The 15,298-nt window shown below is 72.7% G+C and carries 12 protein-coding genes; 4 read left to right on the plus strand and 8 right to left on the minus strand.

The window, feature by feature from the left end:
* Nucleotides 1-3: 3 nt before the first annotated feature.
* Together HA073_RS00670 and hflX are read right to left on the minus strand one after the other, a co-directional pair.
* Entirely contained in the window at nucleotides 4-1,707 is a 1,704-nt protein-coding gene (locus HA073_RS00670) for a hypothetical protein (RefSeq protein ID WP_166455472.1), read from the minus strand.
* A 50-nt stretch (nucleotides 1,708-1,757) separates the two neighbouring features.
* The gene (hflX, locus tag HA073_RS00675) at nucleotides 1,758-3,248 is read right to left on the minus strand and encodes a GTPase HflX (protein ID WP_231915529.1); all 1,491 of its coding nucleotides are present in this window, start codon (nucleotides 3,246-3,248) and stop codon (nucleotides 1,758-1,760) included.
* Nucleotides 3,249-3,417: 169 nt separating this feature from the next.
* Here hflX and HA073_RS00680 point away from each other — a divergent pair, with 169 nt between their 5' ends.
* Nucleotides 3,418-4,890: an NAD-dependent malic enzyme gene (locus HA073_RS00680; protein ID WP_013284747.1), complete on the plus strand. Its 1,473-nt coding sequence runs from the start codon at nucleotides 3,418-3,420 to the stop codon at nucleotides 4,888-4,890.
* A 794-nt stretch (nucleotides 4,891-5,684) separates the two neighbouring features.
* On the opposite strand, the gene dapF is transcribed toward HA073_RS00680, so the two are convergent.
* The 3 genes from dapF to HA073_RS00695 are packed head-to-tail and all read right to left on the minus strand — an operon-like array spanning nucleotide 5,685 to nucleotide 8,213.
* Nucleotides 5,685-6,584, minus strand: coding sequence for a diaminopimelate epimerase (gene dapF, locus HA073_RS00685; protein WP_166455473.1), 900 nt, complete (start codon nucleotides 6,582-6,584; stop codon nucleotides 5,685-5,687).
* A 7-nt stretch (nucleotides 6,585-6,591) separates the two neighbouring features.
* Nucleotides 6,592-7,497 (minus strand): tRNA (adenosine(37)-N6)-dimethylallyltransferase MiaA, encoded by a 906-nt coding sequence (miaA, locus tag HA073_RS00690; protein WP_104114425.1) that lies wholly within the window; start codon nucleotides 7,495-7,497, stop codon nucleotides 6,592-6,594.
* Entirely contained in the window at nucleotides 7,494-8,213 is a 720-nt protein-coding gene (locus HA073_RS00695; RefSeq protein WP_166455474.1) for a hypothetical protein, read from the minus strand. The genes miaA and HA073_RS00695 overlap by 4 nt, the downstream gene beginning before the upstream one ends.
* 205 nt (nucleotides 8,214-8,418) lie before the next feature.
* Here HA073_RS00695 and HA073_RS00700 point away from each other — a divergent pair, with 205 nt between their 5' ends.
* Both HA073_RS00700 and HA073_RS00705 read left to right on the plus strand, forming a co-directional pair.
* Nucleotides 8,419-9,627: a DUF349 domain-containing protein gene (locus HA073_RS00700; RefSeq protein WP_064447113.1), complete on the plus strand. Its 1,209-nt coding sequence runs from the start codon at nucleotides 8,419-8,421 to the stop codon at nucleotides 9,625-9,627.
* Between the two features lie 332 nt (nucleotides 9,628-9,959).
* Nucleotides 9,960-11,582, plus strand: a complete 1,623-nt coding sequence (locus HA073_RS00705) for a cellulase family glycosylhydrolase (protein WP_166455475.1) — start codon at nucleotides 9,960-9,962, stop codon at nucleotides 11,580-11,582.
* 91 nt (nucleotides 11,583-11,673) lie between these two features.
* Here HA073_RS00705 and miaB read toward each other — a convergent pair whose 3' ends face one another.
* Nucleotides 11,674-13,173, minus strand: a complete 1,500-nt coding sequence (miaB, locus tag HA073_RS00710) for a tRNA (N6-isopentenyl adenosine(37)-C2)-methylthiotransferase MiaB (protein WP_166455476.1) — start codon at nucleotides 13,171-13,173, stop codon at nucleotides 11,674-11,676.
* Between the two features lie 52 nt (nucleotides 13,174-13,225).
* On the opposite strand from miaB, the gene HA073_RS00715 reads away from it, so the two are divergent.
* Nucleotides 13,226-13,453 carry a DUF2277 family protein gene (locus tag HA073_RS00715; protein WP_043325723.1) on the plus strand — a complete coding sequence of 76 codons (228 nt, stop codon included), beginning with the start codon at nucleotides 13,226-13,228 and terminating at the stop codon, nucleotides 13,451-13,453.
* Nucleotides 13,454-13,532: 79 nt separating this feature from the next.
* Here HA073_RS00715 and HA073_RS00720 read toward each other — a convergent pair whose 3' ends face one another.
* Both HA073_RS00720 and selD read right to left on the minus strand, forming a co-directional pair.
* Entirely contained in the window at nucleotides 13,533-14,012 is a 480-nt protein-coding gene (locus HA073_RS00720; protein WP_043325725.1) for a hypothetical protein, read from the minus strand.
* Between the two features lie 213 nt (nucleotides 14,013-14,225).
* Nucleotides 14,226-15,215: a selenide, water dikinase SelD gene (selD, locus tag HA073_RS00725; RefSeq protein WP_064447111.1), complete on the minus strand. Its 990-nt coding sequence runs from the start codon at nucleotides 15,213-15,215 to the stop codon at nucleotides 14,226-14,228.
* Between the last annotated feature and the right edge of the window lie 83 nt (nucleotides 15,216-15,298).

Genomic DNA, 15,298 nt, shown 5'->3' on the forward strand with positions numbered 1-15,298 from the left:
GTCTCAGTAGCGGTCGCCCCGGTACTCCCGGCCACCACCGGACACCGGGCCGTACTGACCCCGGTCGTCGTAGCCGTCCTCGCGGCGCGCGCCACGCGGGTCCTGGCCGCGACGCGGCGGCTCGGCCCGGCCGCCGCCTCCGCGCGGCCCGCCACCGGGCTGCCCGCGGTAACCGGGCCCACCCGGGCCGCCGCCGTAGCCGCCACCCTGACCGCCACGACCTGAACCGCCCTGGCCGCCGCCGCCCTGGCCACCGCCGTAGACACCGCCACCGCGACCTCCGCCGCCGGCCGGGGCGCCACCGCCGTACACCCCACCACCCTGCGGACGGGTGCCGCCCGGGGGACGGCCACCGCCCTGGCCACGGCCGCCCTCCTGAGGGCCGCCGCCGTACACGCCGCCACCCGGCCGGCCACCGCCGTAGACGCCGCCCGAGGGCGGACGGTCGCCGTTCGCCGCGCCACCGTAGACGCCGCCCTGGCCCCCGCCGTAGACCCCGCCGCGCGGTGCCTCCGGCCGTTCCGCCGACGGGAACCCGCCGTTCACCGGGAACTCGCCGCTGCGCTCGGGCTCCTCGGCCGCAGCCCGCGGCGCGGGCTTGCGCCGCGACCGCAGGATCCCGAAGACGCCCGCGCCGACCAGGAGCGCGCCGATCACCCCGACCGCCGCGATCAGGTACGTGATCTCGTCGAGTGAGAGCCCTTCGAGCCAGGACTTCTCGGCGGCCGCCTTCGTCTCGGCCTTGCCGCCGTTCGGGAGCGCCTCCGCGCCACTGGTGGACGGCGTGTAGCTGAGAATGTCGATCGGATCCGAGTCGTCCAGCGTCCCGCCGTCGGAGACGGTGACGAACAACTTGCCGTCGGGCGTGTACGAGATCGCCTCGCCGAACGGGTCGGCCAGCGGGGTGATCCGGGGCTTACCTGTGGTCAGCGCCTTGACGATGTCGCCGCCGGACACATCGAACTCGAACGCGTCGGCGTACGTGCGCAGCACGACCTTGCTGCCGTCGGGTGAACGGGCCGCGCCGGTCACCAGCGCTCGCCCGGGCGACCCGAGCTTGTTCTCGGTGTCGGTCTTCGGCAGCGTGACCTCGCCGACCTTCTTCATCGGGATCGGCTCGGGGTCGCCGGCGGTCTTCAGCTTCACCGTCGGGGTGAAGATCTCCGACTTGCCGGACAGGTCCTTGGTGATCACCAGCGGCATGTTGTCGTCGCCGACGAGCAGGGCCTCCGCGTCGTGCGGTTCCTTGCCCGGGTAGCTGAGCCGGTGCAGCACCGGCTGCTTCGCGCCGCTGAGCGGCATCGTCCAGACCGCGACCCGCTCCCGGCGGGTCTTCTTCTCCACGTTGTCGCCGGTGTCGGCGATCCAGAGCGTCTTGCGGTCCGGGCTGAGCGCCAGGTCCTCGGTGTCGAAGGGCCCGTCACCGGAGTACCGGACCTCCTTCTCGACCTTGCACTTGGCGTCCAGGTAGAAGACCCGCTTGCGGCTGGGGTCGTCGGTGCCGTCGTTGATCACGACGTACCCGCTGCTGGTGGCGATCAGGCCGGACAGCTCGCGGAGGCGGTTGTCCTCGACCGTGCACTTCTTCTTGGGAGCCGCGGCCAGCACGGGGGCCGCGGCGGGAGCCGCCGGGGCCGGCCCGGCCGGCGCCACGACCGCGCCGACCAGGCCGAGCGCGAGCGTGACCGAGGAGACAACGTGCCGCATGACGCTCAGTGTCGCACGACGCGGGTTTCCGGCGGGTGACGCCGGACGGCTCACCGTCCGGCGCCCACCCGCTCGTCGCTGGTCAGCCGATCCCCCGCCCGGTAGGGCGCGAGCTCGGCGGCGAGCCCCTGGCCCACCCGTACGTGCAGCAGCGTGCCTTCGGGCAGGTGAGCGGTGCTGAGCACCTCACCCTGCCGGTGCGCCCGGGCGACCAGGTCACCCCGGTCGTACGGGAGCACGACGCGCACCTCGACGGCCGGCCGGGGCAGCCGGCGCTCGACCGCCTCGCGCAGCTCGTCGATCCCGCGGCCACTGTGCGCGGAGACGAACACGGCGTCCGGCCACAGCCGCTTGAGCCGCAGCATCGTCTCCTCGTCGGTGGCGTCGGTCTTGTTCACCACCAGGAGCTCCGGCAGCCGGTCGGCGCCCACCTCGGCGAGCACCTCGCGTACCGCCCGGACCTGCTCCTCCGGGTCCGGGTGGGTGCCGTCGACCACGTGCACGACCAGGTCCGCGTCGGCGACCTCCTCCAGCGTCGAGCGAAACGCCTCGACGATCTGGTGCGGCAGGTGCCGGACGAAGCCGACCGTGTCGGACAGCGTGTAGAGCCGCCCGTCGGACGTGGTGGCGCGGCGGGTGGTCGGGTCCAGCGTGGCGAACAGCGCGTTCTCCACCAGCACGCCCGCCCCGGTGAGGCGGTTGAGCAGGCTGGACTTGCCGGCGTTGGTGTAGCCGGCGATGGCCACCGCCGGCACCGCGTTACGGGTGCGCCGGGAGCGCTTGGTCTGGCGTACCGTCGCCATGCTCTTGATCTCGCGGCGCAGCCGCGCGATGCGGTGGCGGATACGCCGACGGTCGGTCTCCAGCTTGGTCTCACCGGGACCGCGCAGGCCCACGCCGCCGCCGGCGCCACCGCCGCGACCGCTACCGCCGGTCTGCCGGGACAGCGTCTCGCCCCAACCGCGCAGGCGCGGCAGCAGATATTCGAGCTGGGCCAGCTCGACCTGCGCCTTGCCCTCCTTACTCTTGGCGTGCTGGGCGAAGATGTCGAGGATCAGGGCGGTCCGGTCGACCACCTTGACCTTGGTGCGCTGCTCCAGGTTGCGCAGCTGCGACGGCGACAGCTCACCGTCGCAGATGATGGTGTCGGCGCCGGTGGACAGCACCACCGCGCCCAGGTCGTCGACCTTGCCGCGGCCGATGTACGTGGCCGGGTCGGGCCGGTGCCGGCGCTGGATCAGCCCTTCGAGCACCTGCGAGCCGGCCGTCTCGGCCAGCGCCGCCAGTTCGGTGAGGCTGTTGTCGGCGTCGGTCTGGGTGCCCTCGGTCCAGACGCCGACCAGGACGACCCGCTCCAGCCGCAGCTGGCGGTATTCGACCTCGGTGATGTCTGTGAGTTCGGTGGAGAGGCCGGGGACCCGCCGCAGCGCCTGCCGCTCCGACAGCTCGTACTCGCCCGTGGTGGCCTCGAGCTCGTCGTCGGTGTAGGGATGGAAGGTCTCCTGCTCGCGCAAACTGCGTCTCCTGTCCGTTATGTGCATCGCCGAGAATTTTCGGCGCGTGACAGCAATCCTGACATGTGACAACGCCCGGCGCACCTGCCTTATGCCCGTGACGCTACTGACCGGTAGCGGGGGCGGATGCCGGGCGACCTGCGCGGGCGAGTAGAAATGCCAGTCGAGCCGCTCAGCGCCGACGGAGGAGTTTCTCGTGGCCAACACACGACTGCCGAGTGCCGGATTCTCCATCACCATCCGGATCGCGGTACCCGCCGACGCCTCCTCCATCGGCCGGCTCACCACCGCCGCCGGCGAGGCCGGGGCCATCGTCACCGCGCTGGACGTGGTCGACTCCGACCCCGCGCACGTGATCGTCGACCTCACCTGCGACACCGCCGACGCCGGGCACGCCGACCAGGTCGTCGACGCGCTCACCGCGCTCGACGGGGTGGACGTCCGCAAGGTCTCCGACCGCACGTTCCTGCTGCACCTCGGCGGCAAGATCGAGGTGACCCCGAAGGTCGCGCTGCGTACCCGCGACGAGCTGTCCCGCGCGTACACCCCGGGCGTGGCCCGGGTCTGCATGGCCATCGCGGAGAACCCGGCCGACGCGCGCCGGCTCACCATCAAGCGCAACACCGTCGCCGTGGTCAGCGACGGCACCGCCGTGCTCGGCCTGGGCAACCTCGGCCCGGCCGCGTCGCTGCCGGTGATGGAGGGCAAGGCCGCCCTGTTCAAGCGCTTCGGCGGGGTGGACGCCTGGCCGGTGGTGCTGGACACCCAGGACACCGACGAGATCGTGGCGATCGTCAAGGCGATCGCGCCCGCGTACGGCGGGATCAACCTGGAGGACATCGCCGCGCCACGCTGCTTCGAGATCGAGGCCCGGCTGCGCGAGGCGCTGGACATCCCGGTCTTCCACGACGACCAGCACGGCACCGCGATCTGCGTGCTGGCCGCGCTGACGAACGCGCTGCGCGTCGTGGGCAAGCAGCTCGCGGACGTCCGGGTCGTGGTCTCCGGCGCCGGCGCGGCCGGCACCGCGATCATGAAGCTGCTGCTGCGCCAGGGCGTGGGCGACATCATCGCGTACGACCGCCAGGGCGCCCTGCACCGCGGCCTGCCGGACCTCAACCCGGCCTGGCAGTGGCTGGCCGAGAACACCAACAAGGAGAACTACTCCGGTGACCTGGCCGGTGCGGTACGCGGCGCGGACGTGTTCATCGGCGTGAGCGCGCCGAACCTGCTCACCGGCGAGGACGTCGCCGCCATGGCGAAGGACTCGATCGTCTTCGCGCTGGCGAACCCCGACCCGGAGGTGGACCCGCGCGAGGCGCGCAAGTACGCCGCCGTGGTCGCCACCGGCCGCTCCGACCAGCCGAACCAGATCAACAACGTGCTCGCCTTCCCCGGCGTGTTCCGCGGCATGCTCGACGCGCACGCCGAGGAGTTCACCGAGGAGATGGCGCTCGCCGCCGCCCGGGCCATCGCGGACGTGGTCGGCGAAGACAAGATCAACCCGACGGTGATCGTACCCAGCGTCTTCGACTCCCGGGTCGCCCCGGCGGTGGCCGCCGCGGTACGGGCCGCCGCCCAGAACCCGGCCGCCACGCCGGCGCCGGCGGCCGACCCGGGCCCGGCCGACCTGCCCGAGATCGCCGCCAACGCCAGCGCCACCCCCTGACGCGTCCCTCCCGCTCGCGGCGCCCTCTCGCAGGGCAGCGCCTCCTCGCGGGACAGCGCCTCCTCGCGGGACAGCGCCTCCTCAGGGCAGCGCCTCCTCGCGGGACAGCGCCTCCTCAGGGCAGCGCCTCCTCGCGGGACAGCGCCTCCTCAGGGCAGCGCCTCCTCGCGGGGCACGCCCCTGCCGGGTCGGAGACACGAGCGCGCGTGTTCCGGGCACGCGCACGGCTTCTGGGTGCACGTGCCGATTCGGGCACACCAGCAGCTTCCGGGACAGGGGCGTGGCTTCCACCGCACGCGAGTTGCCCGGCTCAGACGCTCTTCTCAGCACACGCGCGCACTTCTTCGGCTACGCACGCCACCCGCGCCCGAGTGGACGCGCGTCGCCCGACGCGCGTCCACGCGAGATCTTGGAAGGAAATGGCAGCCAGAGGGGCCCCAATCTTCCAAGATCCACAACAGCGCCCCACCCCGAGGGGAACAAGTCAGACAAATGACCCTCACCCCGGCTTGCTCGACTCCACTTCCCCGAAGTGGCGGCATCATCGCCCTTGATCAACACCAGTTCCCCGAAGTGGTGCCATCAGAGGCTCCGCGACACCACCACTTCGGCGAGCTGGTGTTGATCATGCCGGGCGGCAGCGCGCCAGGGGGACGGACGGACAAGGCCCCGCGTGCCAGGGCCGCGAACACCCCAAGTTGACCAAGGAGTTCGTGTCACTGGAACGCCGGAAATCCCCCGCAAACTCCTTGATCAACCGCGAAGGGGGGGCGCCGCAGACGGAGAGGGCGCGGTCAGGGGGTCAGGGCGGACGGGGTCAGGGTGCCGGTGGCCACCAGGACCGCCGGGCCCGACAGCCAGCACGAGTCGGCTGTCACGGTGACCGTCAGGCGTCCGCCCGGTACGTCCACCGCCACCGTGCCGGTGTCGAGCCCGGCGTCGCGCAACGCCACCGCGCCGACCGCGCACGCGCCGGTGCCGCAGGACAGCGTCTCGGCCGAGCCGCGCTCGTAGACCCGCATCAGCACGTGCGCGTCGGCGCCGGTCACCGGCTCCCCGGGCGTGGTGAACTCCACGTTCACCCCGGCCGGGAAGGTCCCGGCGTCCACCTCGGGCGCGCGGGTCAGGTCGAGCGCCGTCAGCTCCAGCGCGGCCGGCAGCGCGCACACCAGGTGCGGGTTGCCGACGTCCACTGCGGCACCGGGCAGCGTCAGCCCGCCGAGCGTGGCGGTCGCCGTGTCGTACAGCCGGGGGCGGCGCATCTCGACCGCCACGTCCGCGCCCTCGACCCGGGCCCGCACCAGACCGGCGCGGGTGGCGATCGGCAGCGTCCCGCCCGACGAGGACGAGGAGGACGAGGAGGACGACGAGGACGAGGAGGACGACGAGGACGAGGCGGCGGCCAGCGAACGGTCCAGCAGGTAGCGGACGAACACGCGGGCCCCGTTGCCGCACATCTCGGCGAACGAGCCGTCGGAGTTCCAGTAGTCCATGAACCACTCGGCCTCGCCGGCGAGCGCGACGCCCTCGGGGTGCTTGGCGGCGCGTACGACGCGCAGCACGCCGTCGCCGCCGAGCCCGCGCCGCCTGTCGCAGAGCGCGGCCACCAGGCCGGGTGTCAGGTCGAGCGTGCCGTCCGGGTCGGGCAGGATGACGAAGTCGTTGCCGGTGCCGTGACCCTTTGTGAACTCCACGCCCCCATCATGGCCGATGCTCGGCGACCACCCGCAGGGCAGTGTCGAGAAACCCGGGCGACGCCGAGTCCAGCCAGTGCACGCGCGGGTCACGCCGGAACCAGGAACGCTGCCGCCGGACGAACCGGCGGGTCGCGCGGACGGTCTCCTCGTGCGCCTGCGCCTCGGTCAGCTCCCCGGCCAGGAACCGCAGCACCTGCTGGTAGCCGAGCGCCCGACTGGCGGTACGGCCCTCGGGCAGCCCTTCGCCGACCAGCGCCCGCACCTCGTCGACCAGGCCGTCGGCCCACATCCGGTCCACCCGCAGCGCGATCCGCTCGTCCAGCGACGCGGTGTCCAGGTCGACGCCGAGCTGCACCGACGGGTAGTACGGCGTGGGCGACGGCAGCGACGCGGTGAACGGCGCGCCGGTCAGCTCGATCACCTCCAGCGCCCGCACGATCCGCCGTCCGTTCGTGGGCAGGATGCTCGCCGCCGCCCCCGGGTCCGCCTCGGCCAGCCGCGCGTGCAGCGGCAGCGGGCCGACAGCGGCCAGCTCCGCCTCCAGCCGCTGCCGCAGCGCCGGGTCGGTGCCGGGGAACTCGAACTGTTCGAGCACCGCCCGCACGTACAGCCCGGAGCCGCCGACCAGCAGCGGCACCCGCCCCCGGGCCAGGATGTCGTCGACGGCCGCGCGGGCCAGCGCCTGGTACTCCGCGACGCTCGCCGGCTCGGTCACCGGCCAGATGTCCAGCAGGTGATGCGGCACACCCTCGCGTTCGGCCGGCGTCAGCTTCGCGGTGCCGATGTCCATGCCCCGGTAGAGCTGCATCGAGTCGGCGTTGACCACCTCGCCGCCGAGCGCGTGCGCCAGCGCGATGCTCAGCGCCGACTTCCCGGCCGCGGTCGGCCCGACCACCGCCACGACGGTCATGCCCGCTCCCAGTTCGCCACGAAGTAGGCCACGCCGTAGGGCGCGTCCTGGTAGCTGACGTCACCACGCCAGTCGCCGCCCGCCGCCCGGGCCGCTCCGGCCAGCACCTGCCACGGCGCCCGCCCGGCGACCCTCAGCTCCGCCGACAGCACCGGGTCCAGGTCGCGCAGCGCCGCCGTGTCCGCGCCGGCCAGGGCAACCGCAACCCCTTCGTCGTACGCCTCGGCGCGCGGATCGTCGTACCCCGGCGCCTTGACGCCGCGGCAGGCGGACCCGTCACCGAGCACGAGCAGCGCGACCCGCGGATCGTCGTCGGCGATCAGGCTCGCGCCGAACGCCGCGCACTGCGCCGGTGTGGCGTCGTGGGCCACCGACCGGGCCAGGCGGGGCAGCTCGGTGCCGGAACGGTTGAGCAGCCAGGCGCCGACGGTCAGGCTCAGCGGCAGGCGCTCCGCGCCGGAGCAGGAGATCTTCCACAGCCGCACCGGCCGGTCCAGCCCGAAGCCGCGCAGGGAACCCCAGTCGGCGGCGTTGAACCGGACGGTCTCCGGCCCTGCTCCGACGAGCAGGACCGCCTCGGGCCCGGCGGCGAGCAGCCGTGCGACAGCGGCGTCGGCGGCGGCGCGCAGGTCGTCCAGCTCGGGCGCGGCGGCGCCGGCCAGCTCGGGCACGATCAACGGCGGATGGGGGCAGACTGCGGCGGCGACCAGTGGCACGCCCCCAAACCTATCGGGATCCGCCGGTGCGTCCCCGCGCCGATCCGGTCATCGAGGGCGTACGACACCGTATGGTCACGGTCGACGGCAGGCGCTCGACACGGACCGGGTCGGACCTGTGACAATGCCGGGAGAAAGTTTGCTGCGCCGTGGCGGCGATTCGAGGGGACTGTCCCCCCGACGCCGGGAGAACGAGGATGGGCACATGAGCGACTGGACTGCCTTCGGACGGGTGGACGAGGACGGCACCGTCTACGTCAAGACGACCGAGGGCGAGCGGGTGGTCGGATCCTGGCAGGCGGGCGCACCGGAGGAAGGGCTCGCCCACTTCGCCCGGCGCTACGCCGATCTGGTGACCGAGGTCGACCTGACCGAGGCCCGGCTCAACTCGGGCGCGGCTGATGCCGGCCACTCCCTGACCACGATCCGGCGGATCCGCGGTTCGCTGGCCGAGGCGCACGTGGTCGGTGACCTCGACGCGCTGGCCGCCCGGCTGGACAAGCTCGCCGTCGTCGCCGAGGAGAAGGCCGGCGAGGCCAAGGCGGCCCGCGAGGCCGCCCGCGGTGAGGCGCTGGCGCGCAAGACCGCCCTGGTCGAGGAGGCCGAGAAGCTGGCGGCCGAGTCGACCGGCTGGAAGACCGCCGGGGACCGGCTCAAGGAGATCCTCGACGAGTGGAAGACCATCCGCGGCGTCGACAAGAAGACCGACGGTGAGCTGTGGAAGCGGTTCGCCGCCGCGCGGGACGGCTTCACCCGCCGCCGGGGCGCCCACTTCGCCTCCCTGGACCAGCAGCGCAAGCAGGCGCAGACGGTCAAGGAGGAGCTGGTCGCCGAGGCGGAGAAGCTCAAGGACTCCACCGACTGGGGCGTCACCGCCGGGCAGCTCAAGGACCTGATGGCCCAGTGGAAGGCCGCGCCGCGCGCCGCCAAGGAGGCCGAGCAGAAGCTCTGGGAACGGTTCCGGGCCGCGCAGGACGAGTTCTTCAGCCGGCGCAGCGAGGTCTTCTCGGCACGCGACAACGAGCAGCGCGCCAACCTGGAGCGCAAGCAGGCGCTGCTGGCCGAGGCCGAGGCGCTCGACGTCGACGCCGACCCGAAGGGCGCCCAGGCGAAGCTGCGGGAGATCCAGGCGCAGTGGCACGAGGCCGGTCGCGTGCCCCGCGAGGCCGCGTCCGGGCTGGAGCGCCGGCTGCGGGCCGTGGACGACAAGGTCCGCGAGGTGATGGACTCGGCGTGGCGGCGTACCTCCAAGGAGGACAACCCGCTGCTGGCGCAGATGCGCGCCCAGGTCGCCGAGGCCGAGGACCGGCTGGCCCGGGCCCAGGCCGCCGGTGACGCCCGCCGGATCAAGGAGGCCGAGCAGGCGCTCGCGTCGAAGCGGCAGTTCCTCCAGCTCGCCGAGCAGGCCGGCTGACGCATGCACCCCGGCCCGGGCAGGCCGGCGGACAGACACATCGGGTGAGCCCCCGGCCGTTCCGGCCCGGGGGCTCACCTGCGTCCGGGCCGGGTTGACGCATCGAGGCGGGCTGATCAGAATGAGCGGCGGAGCCAGGTTCAGGCACCGGCACGAGGGCACCGACGGCTGATCTCGCCGTCGACGATCGCCGGTGCGACATCTCGCGGTTGGCCGTCCACACGACACGGCCCGGCGCGCGCTGCGCGCGTACTCGATGACGAGCGGGACGTGCCTCCTGGTCCTGCCGCCCGCGGCGCCTGCGCGGCGCGGGCATCCGAAGTGGAGCTCCCATGCACCGACGCACCGCCCTCGGCGGCGCCCTGACGGCGCTCGCCACCGCTGCGGCCGGCGTTCTCGTCGCCGCCGCCGTCTCCACCACACCGGCCGCCGCGGCGGCCGGTGGCACCGGCACCGGTTACCTGCACACCAGCGGCAACAAGATCGTCGACAGTACCGGCGCGACAGTCCGGCTGACCGGCATCAACTGGTTCGGGATGGAGACCGACAACAAGACGTTCCACGGGCTGTGGTCGAGCAACCCGTGGCGCGGCCAGCTCGACACCATGGCCCGGCTGGGCTACAACACGCTGCGGATTCCGTACTCGAACGACGCGCTCAAGTCCGGCGCGACAGCGACCGGCATCAACGACTTCGTCAACCCGGACCTGATCGGGCTCTCCCCGCTGCAGATCCTCGACAAGGTCATCGACTACGCGGGCAGCAAGGGGATGCGGGTCATCCTGGACCGGCACCGGCCCACGTCGGCCGGGCAGTCGCCGCTCTGGTACACCTCGACCGTCTCCGAGGCGACCTGGATCAACGACTGGAAGATGCTGGCCCAGCGCTACGCCGGCAACACCACAGTGATCGGCGCGGACCTGCACAACGAGCCGCACGCCGAGGGCACCAACCCGGCCGCCACCGGCGCCTGCTGGGGCTGCGGCGACACCGCCCGCGACTGGCGGCTGGCCGCCGAGCGGGCCGGCAACGCGATCCTCGGCGTGCAGCCGAACTGGCTGATCTTCGTGGAGGGGGTGAGCTGCCCGAGCGGCGGCCTGTCGAACGTCTGGGACAACGACCCCAGCAACGACGAGGACTGCGGCTGGTGGGGCGGCAACCTGTCCAAGGCCGGGCAGTTCCCGGTCCGGCTGAACGTGGCCAACCGGCTGGTCTACTCGCCGCACGAGTACGCCACGTCGGTCTACCGGCAGGCCTGGTTCGACGACCCGACGTACCCGGCGAACATGCCGGCCATCTGGGACAAGTACTGGGGTTACCTGTACAAGCAGAACATCGCGCCGATCATGATGGGCGAGTTCGGCACCACGCTGCAGGACCCCAAGGACAAGATCTGGCTGCAGAACCTGATGGCGTACACCGGTACCGGCGTGAACGGCATGTCGTTCACGTACTGGTCGTGGAACCCGAACTCCGGTGACACCGGCGGCATCGCCAACGACGACTGGACCACTATCAACCAGCCGAAGCAGGACATCCTCACGCCGTACCTGATCCCGCCGTCCGGTGGTGGCGGCACCACCAGCCCGTCCCCGACCGGCACGCCGAACACGTCACCGGCGCCGACCACCCCGCCGCCTCCGGTGACCGGTGGCTGCACCGCCACCTACAAGCAGATCAACTCCTGGGCGGGCGGCTTCCAGGGTGAGCTGACGGTCAAGAACACCGGCACCGCCGCGGTGAACCCGTGGTCGGCCACCTGGACCTGGCCGTCCGGGGTGACGCTGGCGAGCGGCTGGAACGCCACTGTCACGCAGTCCGGCACCACTGTGACGGCGGCCGCGCCGGCCTGGGCGTCGTCGCTGGCGGCGGGCGCGTCGGTCACCGTCGGCTTCACCGCCAACGGCACCGCCGCCGCCCCCGCCACGGCCAAGCTCAACGGCACCGCCTGCTGATGCAAGGAAGGGCCCCTTATTAACGCCTGAGGTAGAGGAAGGGCCCCCTTTTAACACCAAGTGTTAAAAGGGGGCCCTTCCTTGCATCCGGTCAGTGGGCGGCGCAGCCGCCGGTGGGGGCGGGCGCCGCGGCCGGCGCGCCGATCGTCGGCAGGCCCAGCAGCACCCCCGGGGTACGCGGGACCTGTCCCGCCTCGGCCGCGTCACCGGCCCGGGTACGCCGATGCGCCAGCGGCGCACCGTCGGCGTTCAGGTGGTGCGGTGCGGCGTACGTGACGACTGTGTGCACGATGTCGCCGGGGCGGATCTGCCCGGCCAGCTCACCGGTGGCGAAGTGCACGAGCCGGCCGTCGCGGGCACGGCCGGACATCCGGCCGGTGCGCTCGTCCTTGCGGCCCTCGCCGACCGCCACCAGCACCTCGACGGTCTCTCCGACGAGCTTCTTGTTCTCCGCCCAGGTGATCTCCTCGACGCAGGCGATCAGCCGCTCGTAGCGCTCCTGCACGACCTGCTTGGGCAGCTGCCCGTCCATCGTGGCGGCCGGGGTGCCGGGGCGCTTGGAGTACTGGAACGTGAACGCCGAGGAGAACCGCGCCTCCCGGACCACGTCGAGCGTGCGGGCGAAGTCGGCCTCGGTCTCGCCGGGGAAGCCGACGATGATGTCGGTGGTGATCGCCGCGTCCGGCATCGCCGCCCGGACCTTCTCGATGATCCCCAGGTAGCGCTCCGACCGGTACGAGCGGCGCATCGCCCGCAGCACGTCGTCCGAGCCGGACTGCAACGGCATGTGCAGCGAGTGGCAGACGTTCGGCGTCTCCGCCATCGCGGCGATCACGTCGTCGGTGAAGTCCTTCGGGTGCGGGCTGGTGAACCGCACCCGCTCCAGCCCGTCGATGTCGCCGCAGGCGCGCAGCAGCTTGCCGAAGGCGTACCGGTCGCCGAACTCGACGCCGTACGAGTTGACGTTCTGCCCGAGCAGCGTCACCTCCAGCACGCCGGCGTCGGCGAGCGCGCGCACCTCGGCGAGGACGTCGCCGGGGCGGCGGTCCTTCTCCTTGCCGCGCAGGGAGGGCACGATGCAGAACGTGCAGGTGTTGTTGCAGCCGACGGAGATCGAGACCCACCCGGCGTACGTCGACTCGCGCCGGGTCGGCAGCGTGGAGGGGAAGACCTCCAGCGACTCCAGGATCTCCACCTCGGCCGCGGTGTTGTGCCGCGCCCGGTCCAGCAGCGCCGGCAGCGAGCCGATGTTGTGCGTGCCGAAGACGACGTCCACCCAGGGCGCCTTGCGGACGATGTCGCCCCGGTCCTTCTGGGCCAGGCAGCCGCCGACGGCGATCTGCATCCCGGGGTGCTTGGCCTTCACGGGGCGCAGATGACCCAGGTTGCCGTAGAGCCGGTTGTCGGCGTTCTCCCGGACCGCGCAGGTGTTGAACACCACCACGTCGGGCTGCTCGTCGGCCTCGGCGGCGCGCACGTACCCGGCGTCCTCGAGGAGGCCGGAGATGCGCTCGGAGTCGTGCACGTTCATCTGGCAGCCGTACGTACGCACCTGGTAGGTGCGCGGGCTGCCCGCGGCTGCGGTAGTCATGACCCGGACAGCGTATCCGGGTGGAGCTGATCGGATCGAACGAGGAGGAGCCGTGTGCCGGAGCATCAAGACCCTGCGTGAGCCGTACGTCCCGGTGGTGACCGAGGAGGACATCCGCGCCGCCGCGTTGCAGTACGTCCGGAAGATCTCCGGATTCCGTACCCCGGCGGCGCACAACGCGGCCGCGTTCGACGCCGCGGTGGACGCCGTGGCCGCCGCCACCGCGACGCTGCTCGACCAGCTCGTGGTGCGGGGCCAGCAGCCGGCGACCCGGGACTGAGCCCGGGGCCGCCACGGCTCGCCGCCGGGCGGGGGCACGGCGGCGAGCGCCGGTCACCGCCTCCGGCCGGCGCTCGCGGTCAGGCGGCGGCGAGCGCCGGGGCGACCGTGTCGGGAGCCCAGCGGGAGCGGTGGCACTGCGACCAGCCCCGGCAGCGCGGGTCGGCCTGCGTGCAGAGCCGGTGGTGGCTGAGCACCTCGCCGTCGTCGGTGTCGGCCACGTCGAAGTGCACCGGGCGGATCGTGCCGTCCGGCGCGAACAGCAGGTGCCGGCCGGCGTCGAGCGTGTCGTCGCGCATCAGGCAGTTGCGGCCCAGCAGCCGGGCCAGCGCCGCGAGCGCGGGCAGCTCGGCCAGGCTCTCGGGCACGCCGTAACAGTCGACCACGGTGCCGTACAGCCCGGGCGCCTCCCACACGTCGCAGACCACCGCGTACGCGGGGAGCCGCATCGGGTCGGCGACGGCCATGGGCATCACCACCCGGCCGAGCGCCTCGGCCAGTGCCGGGTAGACCTCCACCGGCTCGCCGCCGTCGATTCTCCAGTTCCACAGCTCGGTCATGCCGCCTCCTCGCCGCGCTCGTTTCCACCGGCCTCCGGATCGGGCCTTACTGACGATGGTGGGGGGCATTTGCCCTCAGCCGGGCGCAAGTTACCGGTCTGTGACCATTCCGGGCAAAATTCCCTCGGGCGACGTTGCCCAGAGTAGCTGGAAGATGACAGTTTATCGGGTACGGTGCCGCGTTCGCGTTCCCGCCGCGCCCGACCGGCGCGTTCAGCGAACCCGGATCAGGTGCTCCGAGGCCGGCAGCAACTCACCGATGACGGTTCCACCGGGCACCTCACCGGCGACCAGCAGGCCGCCCGAGGTCTGCGCGTCGGCCAGCAGCAGCCGCTCTCCCTCGTCCGCGTCGCCGAAGTCGGTCCACGGGTTGACCCACTCCAGGTTGCGCCGGGTGCCGCCGCTGACGTACCCGTCGCGCATCGCCTCCCGCGCGCCCGGCAGGTACGGCACCGCCGCCGCGTCGATCGCCACCGTGAGGCGGCTCGCGCGGGCCAGCTTCGAGGCGTGCCCGAGCAGGCCGAAACCGGTCACGTCGGTGCCGCAGCGGATGCCGGCGGCCACCGCCGCGCGGGCCGCGTCCCGGTTGAGCCGGGCCATCGACTCGACCGCCTCGGGGAAGCGCTGGCCGGTCTGCTTGTGCCGGGTGTTGAGCACGCCCACGCCGAGCGGCTTGGTCAGCGACAGCGGCAGCCCGGCCCGCCCGGCGTCCAGCGTGATCAGCTCCTCCGGCCGGACCACGCCGGTGACCGCCAGGCCGTACTTCGGGCCGTCGTCGTCCACGCTGTGCCCGCCGGCCAGGTGGCAGTTCGCCTCCCGGGCCACGTCCAGACCGCCGCGCAGCACCTCCCGGGCCATCTCCGGCGGCAGCACGCCGCGCGGCCAGCAGAGCAGGTTGAGCGCGACAAGCGGGGTGCCGCCCATCGCGTACACGTCGGAGAGCGCGTTGGCGGCGGCGATGCGCCCCCAGTCGTAGGCGTCGTCGACCACCGGGGTGAAGAAGTCGGCGGTGCTCACCAGGCCCGTACGCTCGTCCAGCCGGACCACCGCGGCGTCGTCGCCGTTCTCCAGGCCGACCAGCAGGTCGGCCGAGCCGCCGGTCGCGCCGAGGCCGGCGACCATCGCCTCCAGCTCGCCCGGAGGGATCTTGCAGGCGCAGCCGCCACCGCGGGCGTAGTCGGTCAGCCGGATCGCGTCGGTCATCACCTCATGATCTCTGGCCAGCGCCTTCGGCGCCACTCGGCCCACCCGGACGGCGACAAAATTCGGACGTGCCGGTATGCAGG

Source organism: Micromonospora sp. CMU55-4 (assembly GCF_011602315.1).
GTDB lineage: Bacteria > Actinomycetota > Actinomycetes > Mycobacteriales > Micromonosporaceae > Micromonospora > Micromonospora chalcea.